A 16953-nucleotide genomic window follows, 5' to 3' on the forward strand; every position below is an offset into this window, starting at 1 on the left:
GCCTGCGACCGGTGAGTCCCGGGGAAGGAACCCTGATGACCATTTCGACCGTGCCGGTCGCGAAGTCGGCGGGCGCCGACGAACCCGCCCGGCCCACCCCTGCGCCACGCGGGTCGGGCCGGGCGCGGGAGTGGTGGCTGGGGGCCGCCCTGGTGCTGCCCGCCCTGGCCCTCGTGGTCACGTTCAAGCTGGTGCCCCTGGTCCGGGGGGTGATCACCAGTCTCGAGTCGTCGGGCGGGTTCGACGGCGGGTCGTTCGCCGGGGCGGACAACTACACCCGGATGCTCGACGACCCGATGGTGCTCACCAGCTTCCGCAACGCCCTGCTGGTGGTCGCCACCCTGCCGTTCTGGGTGGTGATCCCCCTGGTCCTGGCGGTCTTCATCCACCAGCGGGCCCCGGGCTGGAAGTTCTTCCGGGCCGTCTACTTCGTCCCGTACACCATCGCGCCGATCGTGGTCGGCATCATGTTCCGGCAGATCCTCGCCCCGGACGGGCCGATCAACGCCCTGCTGCGCACGGTCGGCCTGGAGCCGCTGGCCATCGAGTGGCTCAACGGCCGGTGGAGCGCGATCTTCTCGCTGGTCGCGGTGGCGCTGTGGAGCTTCTTCGGGCTCGGGGTGATGACCTACCTGGCTGGGCTCTCCACCATCCCCGACGAGGTGCTGGAGGCCGCCTACCTCGACGGGGCCAACTTCTGGCGACGGCTGTTCTCGGTGGTGGTGCCGATGCTGCGTCCGACGGTGGCGTACTGGAGCGTGCTCTGCGCGTCCGGCGTGCTGATCTGGCTGTTCCCGCTGATCTACGCGTTGACCCAGGGTGGCCCCGGGGACGCCACGATGATGCCGGAGTACCTGGTCTTCCTGACGACCTTCCAGTTCCTCGACCGGGGCTACGGCTCGGCCATCGGCATCGCGCTGTTCGTCTTCGTCGCCCTGCTGTCCGTGTTCAGCGTGCGGCACATGTTCAAAGAGGGGACCCGCAAGCCGCGATGAACACACACGCCGCCCGGATCGGGCGTTACCTGTTGACCTTCGCGCTGGTGGTCGTCGCGGTCGCGGCGATCTACCCGCTGCTGTTCACCGTGGTCAGTTCCCTGAAGACGCAGACCGGCTTCGCCCGCGACCCGCTCGGCCTGCCGACCAGTGGGATCACACTGGAGAACTACCTCGAGGCGTTCCGCCGGATGGACATGCCCCGGCTGCTGCTGAACTCGCTCGTCACCACCGTGGGCGGGCTGGTGCTGTCGGTGCTGGCCGCGCTGCTGGTCGCGTACGTGGTGACCAAGCTGCGGTTCCGGGGCGGCAGGCTGGTCTTCCTGCTGATCATCATCTCGCTGACCATCCCCAGTCAGGCGATCATCTACCCGCTCTACCAGACCGTGCTGGACCTGGGCATGTCCGGCGAGTACCAGGGACTGATCCTGGCCTACGCCGCCTTCGGGCTGCCGCTGGGCACGTACCAGCTGGCCGGCTACTTCCAGCAGATCCCGGACGAGCTGATCGAGGCGGCCCGGGTGGACGGGGCCGGGCACTTCACCGTCCTGTTCCGGCTGCTCACCCCGATCGCCGCCCCGGCGCTGGCCGCGCTCGCCATCTTCAACTTCGTCTGGATGTGGAACGACCTGCTGCTGCCCCTGGTCATCATGGGTGGTTCGGACAGCAAGACCCTGATGGTCGGGGTCTCCATGCTCAGTGGGCAGTACGACGTCTCGGTGCCGCTGGTCAGCGCGGGCCTGATCGTCGCCCTGCTGCCGGTGCTCATCATCTACCTGGTCTTCCAGCGGCAACTGGTCTCCGGCGCACTCGCCGGCTCGGGCAAGTGAGCCCGGCCGACGCCAGTTTCGGCCCGGTAGCCGCCACCCCCGGTCCGGCCGACGCCGGGCCGGGGGTGCAGGTGTGCCACCTGTACCGGCTCCGACCCGGGGCGGAGGCCGAGTACGAGCGCCGGCACGCCGAGATCTGGCCGGAGATGTCGGCGCTGCTCGACGAGGCGGGAATCTACGACTACCACATCCATCGGCACGGGCTGCTGCTGATCTGCGTGCTGCGCACCCGGCACGGGTTCCGGCACGCCAGCCGGGTCACCGACGGCTCGCCGGTGCAGCGGCGGTGGACGGAGTCGTTGGCGCACCTGTTCGCCGAGATCGCCGACGCCGACGGCGAGCCGCTCTGGGCGTACCCCGTCTTCCACCACCCCGGCCACCCCCCACCCTGACCGCCCCACCCACCCCGCGCGCGTTGATCAAGAAGTCGACGTCAGCGGAACGCCGTTCTCCCGACGCGAACTTCTTGATCAACGCGACGCGACGCGACGCGCGCGGAGCGGGCGCGGGGGTGGGGTCAGACGGCGTACGCGACCGAACCGTCGGCGCGCAGCGGGATGCGGGTCAGCGGCCGGCCGGTCAGGTCCAGCGGGGTGTCGTCGGTGAGGTCGAGGGTGACGCCGAGCCCCGGCTCCTCGGGCACCGGCAGCCAGCCGCCCTGCCGGCGGACGCACGCCCGGGCGGGGCCGTCGGCGAGCTGGTCGTCGAGGGGGGAGTACTCCTGCGTCACGAAGTTCGGAATGGCCGCGTCCAGGTGCACCGAGGCCATGGTCAGCAGCGGCCCGAGGCAGTTGTGGCTGACCACGGCGGCGTGGTACGACTCGGCCAACGCGGCGATCTTGCGGGCGTGGCTGATCCCGCCGGCCAGTCCCAGGTCGGGGCGGACGTACTGGGCGCCGCCCTGGGCGAGCAACTCCTTGAACTCCCAGATGGTGTGCAGCCGTTCCCCGTTCGCCATCGGCACGCCGAGCGCCCGCCGGGCCACGGTCGCCTGGCTGCTGATGCTGTCGATCTGCACCGGGTCCTCGACCAGCAGCGGCAGGTGCCGGGCCAGCGCCGGCACCACCGCCTCCGCCTGTAACGGGGTGAGCTTGCGGTGCAGCTCGACCAGCAGGTCCACGTCGGGGCCGACGGTCTCCCGGACCGCCGCGGTGGTGGCCTCGGTGGCGGTGACCAGCCGGTGCAGCGACAGGTCGCCGTAGTCGGCGGGGAGCGGGTCGAACTTGACCGCGGTGAAGCCGTCGGCCACGGCCGCCGCCGCCTGCGCGGCCAGCGCCTCCGCTCCGGTGCCGGACAGCAGCAGGTGCAGCCGGATCCGGTCCCGCACCCGGCCGCCCAGCAGTTGCCACACCGGCACGCCGAGTCGCTTGCCGAGCAGGTCCCACAGGGCGATGTCCACCGCGGAGACGGCGGCGGTGAGCACCGAGCCCCGGAACGGACCCATCCGGTAGAGGTGGTGCCAGTGGTGCTCGATCCGGTTCGGGTCCGCGCCGAGCAGGTGCGGCCGGAACGCCTCCACCACGGCGTGCACGGCGGTGGGGTAGCCCCAGCAGGCGGACTGGCCCACGCCGACCAGACCGTCCGACGTCCGCACCTGGACGAAGTGCGCGTCGCCCCGCACCACCGACTCGACGGCGGTGATCTCCATACCTGCCCCCAAATTAGAGACCAATAACGGCCAGAAACTTGCTCTTGCACTCTTCCATAGCCTTACGCCGCTGGTCTAGGCTCCGATGCGAACGAGCCGGAATAAGGCTCTAACTAACACTGGGGGTGTGATGGGTCTGCCGGACGACTATCGGCTGATGGCCCGGATCCGCCGGTTCGAGGAGCGGCTGGCCGCCCTCAAGGACGCCGGTGAGGTCCCGGGTTCGATCCACCTGTGCAACGGGCAGGAGGCGATCCCGGTCGGTGCCGCCCGCGCCCTGCGCGACGGCGACCACGTGACCGCGACGTACCGGGGCCACGGCTGGGCGATCGCCCGGGGCGTGGACCTGGTCGGGCTCTTCGCCGAGATGATGGGGCGTGACTCGGCGCTGTGCGGCGGGCGGGCCGCCTCGCCGTACCTGACCGACCCGGGCCGCTGGTTCATCGGCGAGAACTCCATCGTGGGCGCCGGTGTGCCGGTCGCCGCCGGGGCGGCGCTGACCGCCCAGCGCACCGGCAGCGGCGCGGTCTCCGTGGTCAGCATCGGCGACGGCGCGATGAACCAGGGCAACGTGCACGAGGCGATCAACCTCGCCGCCGTGCTCGACCTGCCGTTGGTGCTGGTCGTCGAGAACAACGTCTACTCCGAGATGTCCCGGATCGAGGACATGGTGCGGATCCGCCAGCTCGCCGAGCGGGCCCCCGCCTACGGCGTGCCCGGCCGGGTGGTCGACGGCAACGACTGCGACGCCGTCGCCGAGGCGGTCACCGAGGCGGTCACCCGGGCCCGCGAGGGCGGTGGGCCGTCCATCGTGGAGGCGATGACCGAGCGGCTGGTCGGCCACTACAGCGGCGACGTGCAGCACTACCGGCCGGCCGGTGAGATCGCCGCTGCCCGGGAACGCGAGCCCCTCGCGCGGATCCGGCAGGCCGCCGACGCCGACCTGACCGCCCGGCTCGACGTCATCGACGCCGAGGTGGCCGCCGAGGTCGAGGCCGCCGTCACCGCCGCCCGCGCCGTGCCGTTCCCGGACCCGGCGACCGTCAAGGAGCACGTCCATGTCTGAGTCCCTGCGCTACATCCAGGCCGTCAACGCCGCGCTCGCCTGGGCGTTGGACAGCCGGGAGGACACCGTCTACTTCGGCGAGGACGTCGCCCTGCCCGGCGGGCCGTTCGGCGCGACCAAGGGGCTGCACAAGCGGTTCGGCTCCGCGCGGATCTTCGACACCCCGATCTCCGAGACCGGCTTCCTCGGCATGGCGCTGGGCGCGGCGATGACCGGCCTGCGGCCGATCGCCGAGATCATGTACGCGGACTTCTCCTTCGTGGCGATGGACCAGTTCGTCAACCAGATCTCCACCATCCGGTACGCCAGCAACGGCCGCTGGAAGGCCCCGCTGGTGATCCGGATGCAGCAGGGCTACTCGCCGGGCGCCTGCGCCCAGCACTCGCACTCCCCGGAGGCGTACTTCGCGCACACCCCCGGGCTGCGGATCGCGCTGCCGGCCACGCCGGACGACGCGTACCAGATGCTGCGGACGGCCGTGGTCAGCGACGACCCGGTGGTGGTCGCCGAGGCCCGGATGCTCTACCCGACGCGTGGGCCGGTGCGCACCGACGTCCCGGTCGAGCCGGTCGGCGGGGCCCGGGTGGTCCGCCCCGGCGGCGACGTCACCGTGGTCACCTGGTCCCGGATGGTGTCCGCCTCGGTGGAGGCGGCCGGCACCCTCGCCGAGGAGGGCATCGAGGCCGAGGTGATCGACCTGCGCTGGCTCAACCCGCTGGACTTCGACACCGTCGCCGCCTCGGTGGCCCGCACCGGCCGGCTGGTCGTGGCCCACGAGGCGAACCTGACCGGCGGATTCGGCGCGGAGATCGCCGCCCGCGCCGCCGCCGAGTGCTTCGCCGACCTGCGCGCCCCGGTGGCCCGGGTGGGCCTGCCGGACCTGCCGATGCCGGCCGCTCCCACCCTCCAGCAGGCCGTGGTGCCCGAGGCCGCCGACGTGGTGGCCGCGGTGCGGCGGACGGTCGGTCGATGACCAGCCCCACCCCGTCGGCCGGTCCGGATCCGTCGGCCGACTCCACCCCGTCGGCCGGTCCGGACCCGTCGGCCAGTCCCACCTCGTCGGCCGGCCTGCTGGCCGGCCGACGGGTGGTGGTCGTCGGCGGGGCCTCCGGCATCGGCCTGTCCACCGTGCGGGCCGCCGCCGAGGCGGGCGCGGCGGTCGCCGTCCTGGACGCCGACGGTGACGGCGCGGCCTCCGCCGCCGCCGACGCCCGGTCCGCCGGGGCGACCGCCTGCGCCCGTCGGGTCGACGTGACCGTCGAGGACGAGGTCGCCAGCGCCCTCGACGACGTCGCCGCCGAACTGGGCGGCATCGACGCCGTGCTGCACGTGGCCGGGGTGATGCTCGGGCAGGGGCTGGACGTGCGGGACGTCCCGGTCGAGCTGTGGGCGCGGGTGATCGCGGTCAACCTGACCGGGCCGTTCCTGGTCGCCCGGCACGCCACCCGGCACCTCACCCCCGGCTCGGGTGTGCTGGTGCTGGTCGGATCGAAGGCCGGCGTGCTCACCGGCTCGGGCTCGGTACCCTACGGCGCGAGTAAGGGAGGGTTGCACGGGCTGGCGCTCACCCTCGACCGGCAGTTGCGTCCACAGGGGATCCGGGTGCACACGCTCTGTCCCGGCGACATCGACACGCCGCTGATGCGGCGGTCGCTGGACGAGGCGCGGGCCAACGGGACCGACGGGGGACGGGTCGCGGCGATCGAGGCCGCGCTGGGCCGCCCGGAGGACGTGGCGTCGGCACTGGTGCTGCTGGCCTCGCCGGCCAGCGACGGTGTCGTCGGCACCGTCCACACCGGCTGAGCACCCCACCCGAGGGCGGCGACGACGTGGAGGCAGCACAGTGATCGGCATCATCGGTCCGGAGGACTCGATCCGGCTCGTACAGGAGGTCGCCGAGGGCGAACAGCGCTCCGCCGACCTCACCGTCCGCGCCTACACCCGGCCGGAACAGGCCCCCGAACTGGCCCGGGAACTCGACGGGCTGTGCCAGGTGATGCTCTTCACCGGGCGCATCCCGTACACGTTCGCCGCCGCGACCGGCGGGCTGCGTGCCGAGATCGACTTCGTGCCGCACGCCGGCATCGACCTCTACCGGACGCTGTCGCGGATGCTGCTGGCCACCGGCGGACGACTACCCCGGGTGAGCGTGGACACCATCGAGGCCGACGTCGTCCGGGAGACCTACCACGACATCGAGCAGGCCCCGCCGACCGAGATCCTGCCCATCGCCGACTCCTCCGGCCTGCTCTTCTCCGGCCTCGACGAGATCACCGCGTACCACCGGGAGCGTTACGAGTCGGGAGCGGTCGAAGCCTGCCTGACCTGCCTCGGGGCGGTGCACCGGGACCTGCGGGACGCCGGGGTGCCGGTCTGGCGCGTCGAGCACACCCGCGCCTCGGTCCGGGACGCGCTGCGCCGGGCCTGGCTCGCCGCCGAGGTACGCCAGTCCCGGGGCACCCAGATCGCGGTGATGATGATCGAGCTGGCCGAGCCGGCCAGCCGCCAGGGCGATCCGTACCAGGCGGAACGGGCGCGGCTGCGGCTGCGCGAGGCGCTGCTGGAGCACGCCGAACGGATGCGTGGCCGGCTGGGCACGATCGACGACCGGACGATGCTCATCACCACCACCCGGGGCACCGTGGACAGCGCCATCGCCCGCTACCGGGCCGGGCACGCCTCCCTGCTCACCCTGCGCGGCGTCGACGTCGAGCACACCGTCGGCTTCGGGGCCGGCACCACCATCGCCGCCGCCGAGGACAACGCCCGCAAGGCCCTGGCGCTGGGCCGGAGCAGCGGGGACACCCACGTGGTCTTCCCGGACGGGGAGATCTACTCCAGCCGGGAGAGCCCGGTCAAGCAGCGGCTCCGGGAGACCGCGCCGGGCATCCTGCGGGTCTCCGAGCAGCTCCGGCTCGGGCCGCTCTCCACCCGCCGGCTGCTGGAGGCGCTGCACCAGATGGACCCGAACCAGGTGACCGCGCGGGGCCTGGCCGACGCGTACGGGGTGGAGGCCCGTTCGGCCCGGCGGCTGCTCAAGGCGCTGCGGGCGGCGGGCTTCGCCGAGGAGGTCGGGCTGCACGTCAGCACCGGCGCGGGCCGGCCGCAGACCGTCTACCGGGTGGCCATGCAGCGCCTCGGCGAGGCGATCGGCGGTGGCACGTGAGGTTCGAGCCCACCTACCTGGTCACCGCCACCTTCGCCGCCGACGCCGCCACCCGGCGGGAACCGCACCGCGCCGCCCACCTCGCCCACGTGGCGTCCCTGCTGGCCGACGGCACCGCCCTGGTCGCCGGGGCCCGGGCCGACCTGGGCGCCTCCGTCCTCGTCCTGCGGGCCGCCGACGCCGACGCGGCACGCGCCCGCTGTGCACACGATCCGTACTGGCAGCACGGGGTCTGGACGGCCATCGAGGTGGTCGAGTACCTCGCCGCCACCCCGCAGTCCCTCGGGAGGTCATGATGTCGCAGTACCGCCGGATCGCCGGGGTCCGGGTGCACGGCGCCGAGAGTGCGCCGTACGCCGCCCGGCTGGTGGAGGAGGCCCTCGGCCGGGCGTCCGAGGGGGTGCCGGTCCGGTTCACCGCCGACCCGGCCCTGCCCGAGGGCGGCTACCGGATCGAGGTGCCCGAGACCGGTGAGATCCGGGTCAGCGGCGATCCCTTCGCCGGGCTGGTGTACGCCGCCCGGGAACTGGCCGACTCCGCCACCCCGGCCGGCGTACCGGTGGGCGTGCGGACCGGGTCGCCGGGCCTGCCGCTGCGCACCCTGTGGACCTGGGACCACTCCACCAACTGGGACCTGCGCCAGCTCGGCCAGCAGGAGATCGGCGCGCTCAACCCGTACGCCAAGTCGGCGGAGGCGTTCGGCGCGGACTACCGGCGGCTGGTCGACTTCTGCAGCCGGGAGCGGATCGGCGGCATCGTCGTGTACGGGCTGCTGCGCGACGCCCACGGTGGTGTCGAGGCGGCCCGCGACCTGTGCGAGTACGCCAACGAGCGCGGCGTGCGGATCGTCGCCGGGATCGGGGTCAACGCCTACGGCGGCATCTACTTCGACGGCCGGCACCGCTACAACCTCGCCACCTGGCTGCGCCAGCGCCCCGACCTCGCCGCGGAACTGCCGAAGAAGGTCGGCTTCGACATCGACGAGTTCGGCGACCTGCACTTCCCGGCCAGCGAGTACATGATGGCCGCCTGCCCGTCCCAGCCGGACAACCTGGCCTGGCACCGCGACGCCGTCGACTGGCTGCTGGACACCCTGCCGGTGGGCGGAATCAACTTCGAGACCGGCGACTACGGCAGCTGCGCGTGCGCCCGGTGCGCGGCCCGCACCGGCGGGGAGCGCACCTCGTGGTCGTACGAGGCGATGCGGTCGGTGTACCCGACGCTGCTGGACACCGCCCGCCGGACCGGCCCGGCCGGGGTGCCGCTGCGGCACCTGGTGGAGGTCTACTGGGACAACATCTTCGACCTGGACGCGCAGCAGCCCCTCGCGGACCTGCCCGACGACGTGGCGTACCAGTACTGCGTGAACCGGGGTTTCTGGTACGACAACCGGGACCGGCTCACCGCCGACCACGTCGAGCGGCTGCCGCACACCACCAACGTGCTGCGCACCCACGCCGGTTCGCAGTGGAACCGCCAGCGGCACTCCTGGGTGCCGGAGATGTACGCCGACATGGCCGCCCGCTCCGGAGCGGCCGGGCTGCGCGGGCTGACCATCTTCGCCGAGCCCTCGGCGTACCACCCCACGAACGAGGTCAGCTACCTGGCGTACGCCCGGTTCACCTGGAACCCGGAGCTGGCCTGGGCCGACTTCTGGCGCGACGACGTCGCCCCCCGGTTCGGCGGCCCGGCGGAGGCGCAGGCGTTCGCGGACGGCGCGGCCGTGCTGGACGACCCCGCCGCGACGGCGGACGCGCTCGACGCCGTCCGGTCGGACGCCCTGGCCATGGTCGCGGCCAGCGCCGGGGACGTGCAGCGCCGCTGGCTGTGGCTGGCCGAGCGGGCCGCCCGCCACGCCCACTCCGCCGCCTGACCGCTCCCGACGGTGTGGGGTGGGGTGGACTACCGGGCCACCGGCTGCGGGTGGTCCGCCTCGAAGCGGGTGCGGGTGAGGAAGGCCAGCTGGGCACGCTTGTCGGGCATGTCGATCTCGTCGTCGAAGGTGAAGCCCTCCCGCTCCAGCCGGCGCAGCGCCAGCTCGTTGCGGACGTCGGGCTCGACCACGATGCGGTGGTGCGCCGGGTCGCGGAACAGGAACCGGGCCAGCGCCGGTCCGACCGCCGTGGTCAGGCCGCGCCCGGTGCCGGGCGGCGGGGCCAGCAGCAGGTGCATGCCGATGTCGCCGGTCCGCACCTCGTACCGCTCGCCGACCGGGTCGGCTGCCGGCTCGTAGGTCTGGAACAGACCCACCGGCACGTCGTCCAGCTGGATCAGGTAGGCGTGGTGGGTGGTGAGTCCTGCGATGAACTCGTAGACCTCACGGACGTCGTCCGGGGTGAAGGAGCCCATACCCCAGTACACTGCCCGGGGCTGGGTGACCCAGCCGTGCAACAGTCCGGCGTGGAGCGCAGGGTCCACCGGTGTGAGTGACAGGGTGCCGAAGCCGGGGATCGTCTCCTCGTACATCACGTGCCTCATCTCATGGTCTTGCGGATCGTCCGGTGCGCGAAACGACGCCTCTCCCCAGAACCGATCGTTTTAGGTTAGCCTTGCCTAACTGGGCAGGACTGTACGGGAGGACCGCGTGAAACGGAACTGGGAAGCCCTGGTGCTCAAGGCCATGGGAGGCAGGGACTTCCGGCTGACCGTGCTCGAGTCCGAGTCGGTGAATGCCCACTACCAACGCCTGCTGGTCGACGGTGGCGGACTGCTGGAAGCCTGCGGCGTGCATCCGACGATGTGGGTCCGCCTGTGGTTCGACAACGACGGCAAGGCGCACCAGCGCGCGTACACCCTGGTCGACCCGGACCCGGTGACCGGCCGGTTCCACCTGGAGTTCGCCCTGCACGACGGCGTCGCCGCCCGCTGGGCCACCAGCGTCCGCCCCGGCGACACCATCGACGCGACCGTCCAGGGCACCGGGTTCGCCCTGCCCGACGACCCCGCCCCGCGCCACCTCTACCTGGTCGGCGACGCCGCCTCACTGCCGGCGGTCAACAGCCTGCTCGACCACGCCGGGGAGGTCCCCGCCACGGTCTGGCTCGAGTACGCCCACGAGAACGAGCAGGCGTTGACCCCCCGTGCGCGCGGTCACCACAAGGTGATGTGGGTGCCCCGCCAGGACGGCGGACAGTACCTGGTCGACACGGTGTGCGCGGCGATCCCGCCGGACACCGACGGGGCGTACTACTGGGTCGCCTGCGAGGCGGGCAGCAACCGGAGCATCGCCCGGCACCTCCGGCGCGGCCTCGGCGCCGGCAAGCACCAGGTCTCCTCGCTCGCCTACTGGACCGACCGGTGACCCCAGCCGTCCACTGCGGCCCGCCGGCGGACGGTGCCCGGTGACCGTCGCGCCCACCACGACCGGGCCTCCGATCCACGACGACGCCGTCGCGAGCCGGCTGCCGACCCGCTGGCTCATCCTCGGGGTGCTCAGTCTCGCCCAACTGGTCGTGGTGCTCGACAACACCGTGCTCACCGTGGCGGTGCCGGCGCTCACCCGGGACCTGAACGCCAGCACCGCCGACATCCAGTGGGTGATCAACGCGTACGCCCTGGTGCAGTCCGGCCTGCTGCTCACCGCCGGTAGCGTGGTCGACCGCTACGGCCGGCGGCGGATGCTGCTGGCCGGGCTCGTCCTGTTCGGGCTCGCCTCGCTCGCCGCCGCGGCCGCGCAGTCCAGCGGGCAGCTGATCGCCGCCCGGGCGGGCCTCGGTGTCGGTGGCGCACTCCTGGTGACCGGCACCCTGGCGGTCGCCATGCAGGTCTTCGACGCCGAGGAGCGGCCCCGGGCGATCGGCATCTGGGCGGCGGTGAGCGCGCTCGGGTTCGCCGCCGGGCCGCCCGTGGGCGGGTTCGTCCTCGCCCATTTCACCTGGCCGGCCATCTTCCTGCTGAACGTGCCGATCGCGCTGCTCTGCGTGGCCGCCGTCGCGCTGCTGGTCCCCGAGTCGCGCGGGGCCACCGGCGGACGCCTCGACCTGGTCGGGGCGGTGCTCTCCACCGCCGGGCTGACCGCGCTGGTCTACGCGGTCATCCGTGGTCCCGAGGACGGCTGGGGCTCGCCGTCGGTCCTCGGCGCGGCCCTGGCCGGCGTGGCGCTGGTCGGTCTCTTCGTCAGTTGGGAACGGCGGATCCCGCATCCCATGCTCGACATGGACCTGTTCCGGGACCGGCGGTTCGTCGGCGCGGTGGCCGGCGTCGTCCTGATCACCTTCGGCAGCGCGGGCGCCCTGTTCCTGCTGGCCCAACAGTTGCAGTTCGTCCGGGGCCACACGGCCTGGGAGGCGGGCCTGCGGATGGTGCCGTTCGCGTTGACTGTGGTCCTGCTCAACCTGGTCGGGGTCACCGCCCGGTTGATCCGGGCGCTCGGCATCCCGGCGGCCATCGCCGCCGGCATGACGTCGCTCGCCGCCGGGCTGGTGGTCGCCGCGCACGCCCCGATCGACGACTACGGCGTGCTGCTCGGCGGTCTGGTGCTGATGGGTGCCGGCTGTGCCGTGGCCAACCCCGCCATCGTGGAGGCGGTGATGAGCGCGATCCCCGTCGACCGGGCCGGTGCGGGGGCCGGTGTGGACGGCACCATGACGGAGGTCGGCACCAGCCTCGGCGTGGCCGTGCTCGGCGCGGTGATGAACGCCCGCTTCACGGCGGCGCTGCCGGTCGCCCTGGCGGGTGCCGCCTCGTTCCCCGCCGCCCTGGCCGCCGCCCGGAGCGAACCCGAACGCCAGTCGGTCGCCGAGGCGTTCTCCTCGGCCGTGGTGGTCGGTCAGACCGTCGGCGCGGCTGCGGTCCTGGTCGGCGGCCTGTTGGCCGCCCTGCTGCTGCACCGTGCGGCCCGCCGGGCGGACTGAGCCCGGGACCGGGCCCGGCCGGACGTCGCCAGCGGCTACGCGTCGACCGGGCCCGGCGGGCGTCACCACTGCTGACGCGTCGACCGGGCCCGGCCGTCGAGACCGGTCAGACGGTGACGGACCTGCTGCGGGCGCTGGTCCGGGCCGCCGTCAGTGCCGGACGGTGAACCGGACGTCCTGGCCCAGGTAGTCGATCTCGTACAGCACCCGGTACGGCGCGCCGTCCGGCACGTCGGTGGCGAGGACCACCGGCCGGGAACGCGGGCCGTGGGAGCAGGCCGTGACCGGCTCGGTGGCGACCGGATCGCTGCCGTCGGTGGGGTAGAAGACGACGAGGAAGTCCTGGCAGCGGTCCGACGGCGCGGCCACGTCCACGACGTGCGAGACGCTGATCGTGGTGCAGGTCGGGTTCTGCGGCACGGTCAGCAGCACGGTGGCCACCCGACCACCGGCGTAGAAGTCGGACTCGGGCCGCAGCGGCGCGCAGCCGTGCGTCGCCTGCCCCGGCGTCGAGCCCGGCCCTGCCTGGGCGGTGCCCGGTGCCCCCACCACGGGTGCGAGGAGGGCGATCAGACCGGTCACCGCGGCCAGCGGACGGATTCTGCGATTCATGGCCGTTTCCTTTCCGGAGAGGGTGTCTACCCGAACCGTCTCCCCGACCTGGCCGGCCGTTCTGACAGATCTACGACAGCGTCGCCGGTGGCCGGCCGCGAGGGTGAGCAGGGTGGCCACGAGAGACATGGCGTCCTCCTCGGTGCGACAGCCACGCTGCCAGGGCGGGTCAAGCCTCTGGCCCGTCCCGCAACTCGTCGGGGAGGAGGAACGTCCCGTCGGCGGCCCGGGGCAGCGGGGTCACGGCGACGACGGCGTCGAGGTTGATCGGCCCGTAGACGTGCGGGAACACCACTCCCGGTGCCACCTCGTCGTCGCGGACCGGTGCGGTCAGCCGGGCCGGGTCGATGTGCAGCAGCAGGAGCGGACCGGCGTCGGCGTAGAAGGCCTCGGCGACGCCGAGGATCTGGTCGCGCCGCGAGGCGTGGATGAAACCCTCGTCGGCCAGGGTCCGGCCCCGGGTGGAAACCCGGTAGTCCCCGGCCCCGCGGGCCCGCTGCCAGTCCGCCACCTCGGCGATGTGGAAGAGCACAGCCGGACGGTACCGAAGTTCCCGCCGTCCTGCCTGACGCCGGCTCCCGCTCGTGTCCGTCACGCTGTGTGTGGCATGTTCGGATGCTGGTGGGTTTTCACGCTGGGCGGTTCTTCGCCAGTGGGTGTCTTCCCCGGGGTTTGCCTTTGCTCTGCACCCGGATACGCGACACCGGTGGTGAACAGGGGTAATGGTGTGTCGATGCGCCCCTGTGTGGGGAGCGGCTGGTGACCGTGGGTATCTGGCGCATAGAGGGGTGCAGAGCAAAGGGCGCAGCAGGGTGTGTGGTGTGCGGTCTGGGGGGTTACCCCGGGTGAGCTGGCCGCCGTTGTCAACGACGAGACCCGCGAGGCAGAACCCGGGCGACGGAAAACCTGTTGAGGGATGGGCGCGGAACGGGGAGAAAGGGGTCGTGACTCCTGAGACGGTAGTGCGGTTGGTGGCGGAGCCGGATCGGCTGCGGGTGCTCGGCGCGGTCGCGCTCGGGGCGCTGACGCCCGATGCCGTCGTGGCGGCCTCCGGCCTCGGCGCGAAGGCGGCGCTGGTGGCGCTGCGTCGGCTGCGCGAACAGGAACTCGTGCTCGCGGATGGCGACGCCCTCCGGGTGGACTATGACCGGCTGCGCGAGCTGGCGCGGGCCACATCTCCCGCCGTCGACGCCGGCGGCGAGGTCGGGTTCCGGCCGTTCCTGCGCGGCGACCGGCTGGTCGGTCTTCCGGCGCAGCAGGGTCGCCGCCGGGACCTGCTGCGGCACGTCGCCGAACGGTCGTTCACGCCCGGCGTGGACTACCCCGAGGCGGCCGTCAACGAGCGGCTCCGCACCTGGTGCGACGGGGGAGAGATCGACCACGTGACGATCCGCCGGTACCTCGTCGACCTGCGGATCCTCTCCCGCGCGGACGGCGTCTACCGGCTCGGCCCGGAGCCGGCCGGCGAACCCGGCCGGGCGGAACGGCACGTCCGGGCGATGAGGCTGAGCTGACGCCGCCTCGGCCCGTGGTCACGCAGGGGTCAGAAGGCGTACGGCCCGAAGCGGCCCCAGGCCACCAGCACGAGCAGGGCGACCAGCACCACGTTGCGCAGGACCGGGCCGACCTCCCGGCGCAGGGCGTGCGTGACGACCGCGCCGACCATGATGACGAGCAGCCCGACGGCGGCCAGCGGTACGAGCACCGGGGCGATGTCGAGCAGGCCGGGGAGGACCAGCCCGAACGCGGCGAGCACCTCCGCCGCGCCGATGAACTTGATCAGGCCGGGCGGGAGCGGCTCCAACGCCTCCATGCCGTTGGTGAGGAGCTGATCCTTCGGGCGGGCCAGCTTGATGCCGCCGATCACCAGGAAGACGGCGGCGAGCAGACCCGCGGTGACCCACAGGGCGACGTTCATGTGCGGGCCCTCCGAGGAAGCCATTCGAGATCGTTGATCAGCACGCGGAACCGTAGCAGATCAGGTGGCCGCCGGTCGTCCGTCCACGCCGGACGGTCGACCGGTGCGTCCGGCGGGGAAGGTTACCTCCCGGGTGATGACCTGCTCGGGTCACGCCTTCTCTGCCACGGCGTTCGGGTCGGTCCGGGTCAGCAGGTCGGTGACCTGCTGACGCAGGTGCGGCCAGCCCACCGGATCGGCGGCCTGGGCCTGGGCCAGGGCGCCGGCGAGAGCCGCCCGGGGGTCGGCGAGCAACCGGTGCCGGGCGGCGGCGAGGGCATGGCCCCGGCGTAGCGCGGCCTGGGCCGCCTCCTCCGCCGCCTGCTCGTCGGAGATCTCGGCGACCAGATCCTCGATGCTGCCGCCGGTCGGCTCGTCATCGTCGTCCTCGTCGGCCCAGTACCACCCGGCCCCCGCCCGGTAGCTCTCCCGGGCCGCCGCCATCAGGTCCGCCCGGCACCGCTGTCGTTCGGTCTCCGTCAGACTCGTCGGGTCGGGCAGCGCCACGTCCGGGAGCACCTGCCGCACCGTCAGGTCGGTGGCCTGTCGGAGCAGCCGGCCCCGCCCCTCGGCGCGTCGCCGGAAGACCGTCCGGGCCGGCTCGGGCAGGCTCGGTCCACCCGCGCTCCGCGGCGACCAGTGGCGGTCGTGGATCCCGGGCAGCAGGGCGGCCAGTGTCGCGGGGCGGTCGAACCGCTCCGGGTCGACGATCAACGAGGCCGGGTGCGGTGTGTGGAACCAGTCCGCGGTCAGCCGGGCGCCGGCGACCCGTTCGAGGAAGGTCAACGCGGACGCCCAGGCGATCCCCGGGCCGAAGTCCAGTCCGTCGAGGAACGGGACGAGTACCGCCGGCAGGTCCCGGGGTGGGCCGCCCAGGACCTCGAACGCGGTGAGCACCTCGCCGTCACACGCGTAACTGAGCCGGCTGACCGCGTTGACGTTCCAGTACACGCTGGCGGCCACCGTGCCCTGGGAGAGCCGCCGCAGCACCGGCGGCCGCGCGCCGTGGAAGCCGTTCGACTCCACCAGCAGGACCCCGTCGCCGTGCCGGTCCGCCACGACGATTCGCAGCGGATCCACCCACGCCTCCTGGGCCACGTCGACCAGGGTGGCCCGCCGGTCGGGACGGAACGCGTCGTAGCGGAGCAGTGCTTCGTCGGTGTCGCCGACGGCGGCCACCGTGAGGCAGAGCGCCACGGCGGGCACGTCGGGCCGGGCGAGCAGATCGGTGTAGTGGTCGAGAGCCTGCACGCCGGCATCCTCGCGCGGACGTACGACAGTCGCGCGTGAAGGGACCCGCCCGATCCCTACGATCGACCCATGGACACGACGTGGGAGCCGACCGCTCCGGGGGTGCTGCGACTGCCGTCGGGGCGGCTGGTCCGGGGGCGGGGGCTGCGGGCCGGGCTGCCGTCCGGTCCCGCCCCGACCTTCGCCGTCTACCTGCTCGGCGCACCACCGCCTGCGGTGGACTGGGAGAGCCGATGGCTGCCCTGGCCCGACTTCCGGCTGCCCCGGGACCGGGCCGCTGTCGGGCCACTGCTGCGCGAGGCGTGGGACCGGGCGGCGACCGGGCGGGTGGAGGTGGCCTGCGGCGGCGGCCGGGGCCGCACCGGCACCGCCCTGGCCTGCCTCGCGGTCATCGACGGGGTGCCGCCGGCCGAGGCGGTGGCGTTCGTCCGGCGGCACTACCACCGCCGCGCGGTGGAGACGTTCTGGCAGAAGCGTTACGTGGCGAGTTTCCGTCCCGCCGGCAACGACGGCTGACCGTCCGGGCGCGGTCCGCGCCCGGACGACCGTCGAGCCGCCGTCGACTACCCCGACGC

The 16953-nt window shown here is 73.1% G+C and carries 19 protein-coding genes; 13 read left to right on the forward strand and 6 right to left on the reverse strand.

Features of this window, described 5'->3' with window-relative positions:
• Window positions 1–35 precede the first annotated feature (35 nt).
• From ACIBJE_RS02685 to ACIBJE_RS02695, 3 genes are read left to right on the forward strand one after another with little or no spacing between them, the layout of a single operon-like run.
• Window positions 36–995: a carbohydrate ABC transporter permease gene (locus ACIBJE_RS02685; RefSeq protein WP_396742005.1), complete on the forward strand. Its 960-nt coding sequence runs from the start codon at window positions 36–38 to the stop codon at window positions 993–995.
• The gene (locus ACIBJE_RS02690) at window positions 992–1825 is read left to right on the forward strand and encodes a carbohydrate ABC transporter permease (protein ID WP_396742007.1); all 834 of its coding nucleotides are present in this window, start codon (window positions 992–994) and stop codon (window positions 1823–1825) included. The genes ACIBJE_RS02685 and ACIBJE_RS02690 overlap by 4 nt, the downstream gene beginning before the upstream one ends.
• Window positions 1822–2217, forward strand: a complete 396-nt coding sequence (locus tag ACIBJE_RS02695) for an L-rhamnose mutarotase (protein WP_396742009.1) — start codon at window positions 1822–1824, stop codon at window positions 2215–2217. Before ACIBJE_RS02690 ends, ACIBJE_RS02695 begins: the two co-directional genes overlap by 4 nt.
• Window positions 2218–2342: 125 nt before the next feature.
• Here ACIBJE_RS02695 and ACIBJE_RS02700 read toward each other — a convergent pair whose 3' ends face one another.
• The gene (locus ACIBJE_RS02700; RefSeq protein WP_396742011.1) at window positions 2343–3473 is read right to left on the reverse strand and encodes a mandelate racemase/muconate lactonizing enzyme family protein; all 1131 of its coding nucleotides are present in this window, start codon (window positions 3471–3473) and stop codon (window positions 2343–2345) included.
• 130 nt (window positions 3474–3603) lie between these two features.
• Between ACIBJE_RS02700 and ACIBJE_RS02705 the strand changes: the two genes are divergently transcribed.
• Genes ACIBJE_RS02705 through ACIBJE_RS02730 form a run of 6 tightly spaced genes read left to right on the forward strand, consistent with a single transcriptional unit; the run spans window position 3604 to window position 9578 of the window.
• Complete coding sequence (locus ACIBJE_RS02705) at window positions 3604–4539, forward strand: thiamine pyrophosphate-dependent dehydrogenase E1 component subunit alpha (protein WP_396742235.1); 936 nt, start codon at window positions 3604–3606, stop codon at window positions 4537–4539.
• Window positions 4532–5512 (forward strand): alpha-ketoacid dehydrogenase subunit beta, encoded by a 981-nt coding sequence (locus ACIBJE_RS02710; protein ID WP_396742013.1) that lies wholly within the window; start codon window positions 4532–4534, stop codon window positions 5510–5512. The genes ACIBJE_RS02705 and ACIBJE_RS02710 overlap by 8 nt, the downstream gene beginning before the upstream one ends.
• The gene (locus ACIBJE_RS02715; RefSeq protein ID WP_396742015.1) at window positions 5509–6342 is read left to right on the forward strand and encodes an SDR family NAD(P)-dependent oxidoreductase; all 834 of its coding nucleotides are present in this window, start codon (window positions 5509–5511) and stop codon (window positions 6340–6342) included. The genes ACIBJE_RS02710 and ACIBJE_RS02715 overlap by 4 nt, the downstream gene beginning before the upstream one ends.
• 40 nt (window positions 6343–6382) lie before the next feature.
• On the forward strand, window positions 6383–7705 hold the full coding sequence (locus ACIBJE_RS02720) for a hypothetical protein (RefSeq protein WP_396742017.1): 1323 nt from the start codon (window positions 6383–6385) through the stop codon (window positions 7703–7705).
• Window positions 7702–8001 carry a YciI family protein gene (locus ACIBJE_RS02725; RefSeq protein ID WP_377661206.1) on the forward strand — a complete coding sequence of 100 codons (300 nt, stop codon included), beginning with the start codon at window positions 7702–7704 and terminating at the stop codon, window positions 7999–8001. Before ACIBJE_RS02720 ends, ACIBJE_RS02725 begins: the two co-directional genes overlap by 4 nt.
• Window positions 8001–9578 (forward strand): hypothetical protein, encoded by a 1578-nt coding sequence (locus tag ACIBJE_RS02730; RefSeq protein WP_396742020.1) that lies wholly within the window; start codon window positions 8001–8003, stop codon window positions 9576–9578. Before ACIBJE_RS02725 ends, ACIBJE_RS02730 begins: the two co-directional genes overlap by 1 nt.
• A 29-nt stretch (window positions 9579–9607) precedes the next feature.
• Here ACIBJE_RS02730 and ACIBJE_RS02735 read toward each other — a convergent pair whose 3' ends face one another.
• Window positions 9608–10174, reverse strand: coding sequence for a GNAT family N-acetyltransferase (locus tag ACIBJE_RS02735; protein ID WP_396742237.1), 567 nt, complete (start codon window positions 10172–10174; stop codon window positions 9608–9610).
• Window positions 10175–10289: 115 nt separating this feature from the next.
• Between ACIBJE_RS02735 and ACIBJE_RS02740 the strand changes: the two genes are divergently transcribed.
• Both ACIBJE_RS02740 and ACIBJE_RS02745 read left to right on the forward strand, forming a co-directional pair.
• Window positions 10290–11006: a siderophore-interacting protein gene (locus ACIBJE_RS02740; protein WP_396742022.1), complete on the forward strand. Its 717-nt coding sequence runs from the start codon at window positions 10290–10292 to the stop codon at window positions 11004–11006.
• A gap of 73 nt (window positions 11007–11079) precedes the next feature.
• On the forward strand, window positions 11080–12558 hold the full coding sequence (locus ACIBJE_RS02745) for an MFS transporter (RefSeq protein WP_396742239.1): 1479 nt from the start codon (window positions 11080–11082) through the stop codon (window positions 12556–12558).
• A 150-nt stretch (window positions 12559–12708) separates the two neighbouring features.
• Here the strand turns inward: ACIBJE_RS02745 and ACIBJE_RS02750 are convergent, their stop codons facing one another.
• The gene (locus ACIBJE_RS02750) at window positions 12709–13170 is read right to left on the reverse strand and encodes a hypothetical protein (RefSeq protein ID WP_396742023.1); all 462 of its coding nucleotides are present in this window, start codon (window positions 13168–13170) and stop codon (window positions 12709–12711) included.
• A gap of 169 nt (window positions 13171–13339) precedes the next feature.
• Window positions 13340–13702 (reverse strand): DUF952 domain-containing protein, encoded by a 363-nt coding sequence (locus tag ACIBJE_RS02755; RefSeq protein ID WP_396742025.1) that lies wholly within the window; start codon window positions 13700–13702, stop codon window positions 13340–13342.
• Window positions 13703–14114: 412 nt separating this feature from the next.
• On the opposite strand from ACIBJE_RS02755, the gene ACIBJE_RS02760 reads away from it, so the two are divergent.
• Window positions 14115–14684 (forward strand): DUF2087 domain-containing protein, encoded by a 570-nt coding sequence (locus tag ACIBJE_RS02760; protein ID WP_396742027.1) that lies wholly within the window; start codon window positions 14115–14117, stop codon window positions 14682–14684.
• A 29-nt stretch (window positions 14685–14713) separates the two neighbouring features.
• Here the strand turns inward: ACIBJE_RS02760 and ACIBJE_RS02765 are convergent, their stop codons facing one another.
• Window positions 14714–15112, reverse strand: a complete 399-nt coding sequence (locus ACIBJE_RS02765; RefSeq protein ID WP_396742029.1) for a DoxX family protein — start codon at window positions 15110–15112, stop codon at window positions 14714–14716.
• A 126-nt stretch (window positions 15113–15238) separates the two neighbouring features.
• A complete protein-coding gene (locus ACIBJE_RS02770; RefSeq protein WP_396742031.1) occupies window positions 15239–16378 on the reverse strand; it encodes a DUF6461 domain-containing protein in 1140 nt (379 codons plus the stop codon).
• Between the two features lie 69 nt (window positions 16379–16447).
• On the opposite strand from ACIBJE_RS02770, the gene ACIBJE_RS02775 reads away from it, so the two are divergent.
• Window positions 16448–16894: a protein phosphatase gene (locus tag ACIBJE_RS02775; protein WP_396742033.1), complete on the forward strand. Its 447-nt coding sequence runs from the start codon at window positions 16448–16450 to the stop codon at window positions 16892–16894.
• Window positions 16895–16953 lie beyond the last annotated feature (59 nt).

The sequence above is a fragment of the Micromonospora sp. NPDC050187 genome (assembly GCF_044459745.1).
Taxonomy (GTDB): Bacteria; Actinomycetota; Actinomycetes; order Mycobacteriales; family Micromonosporaceae; genus Micromonospora.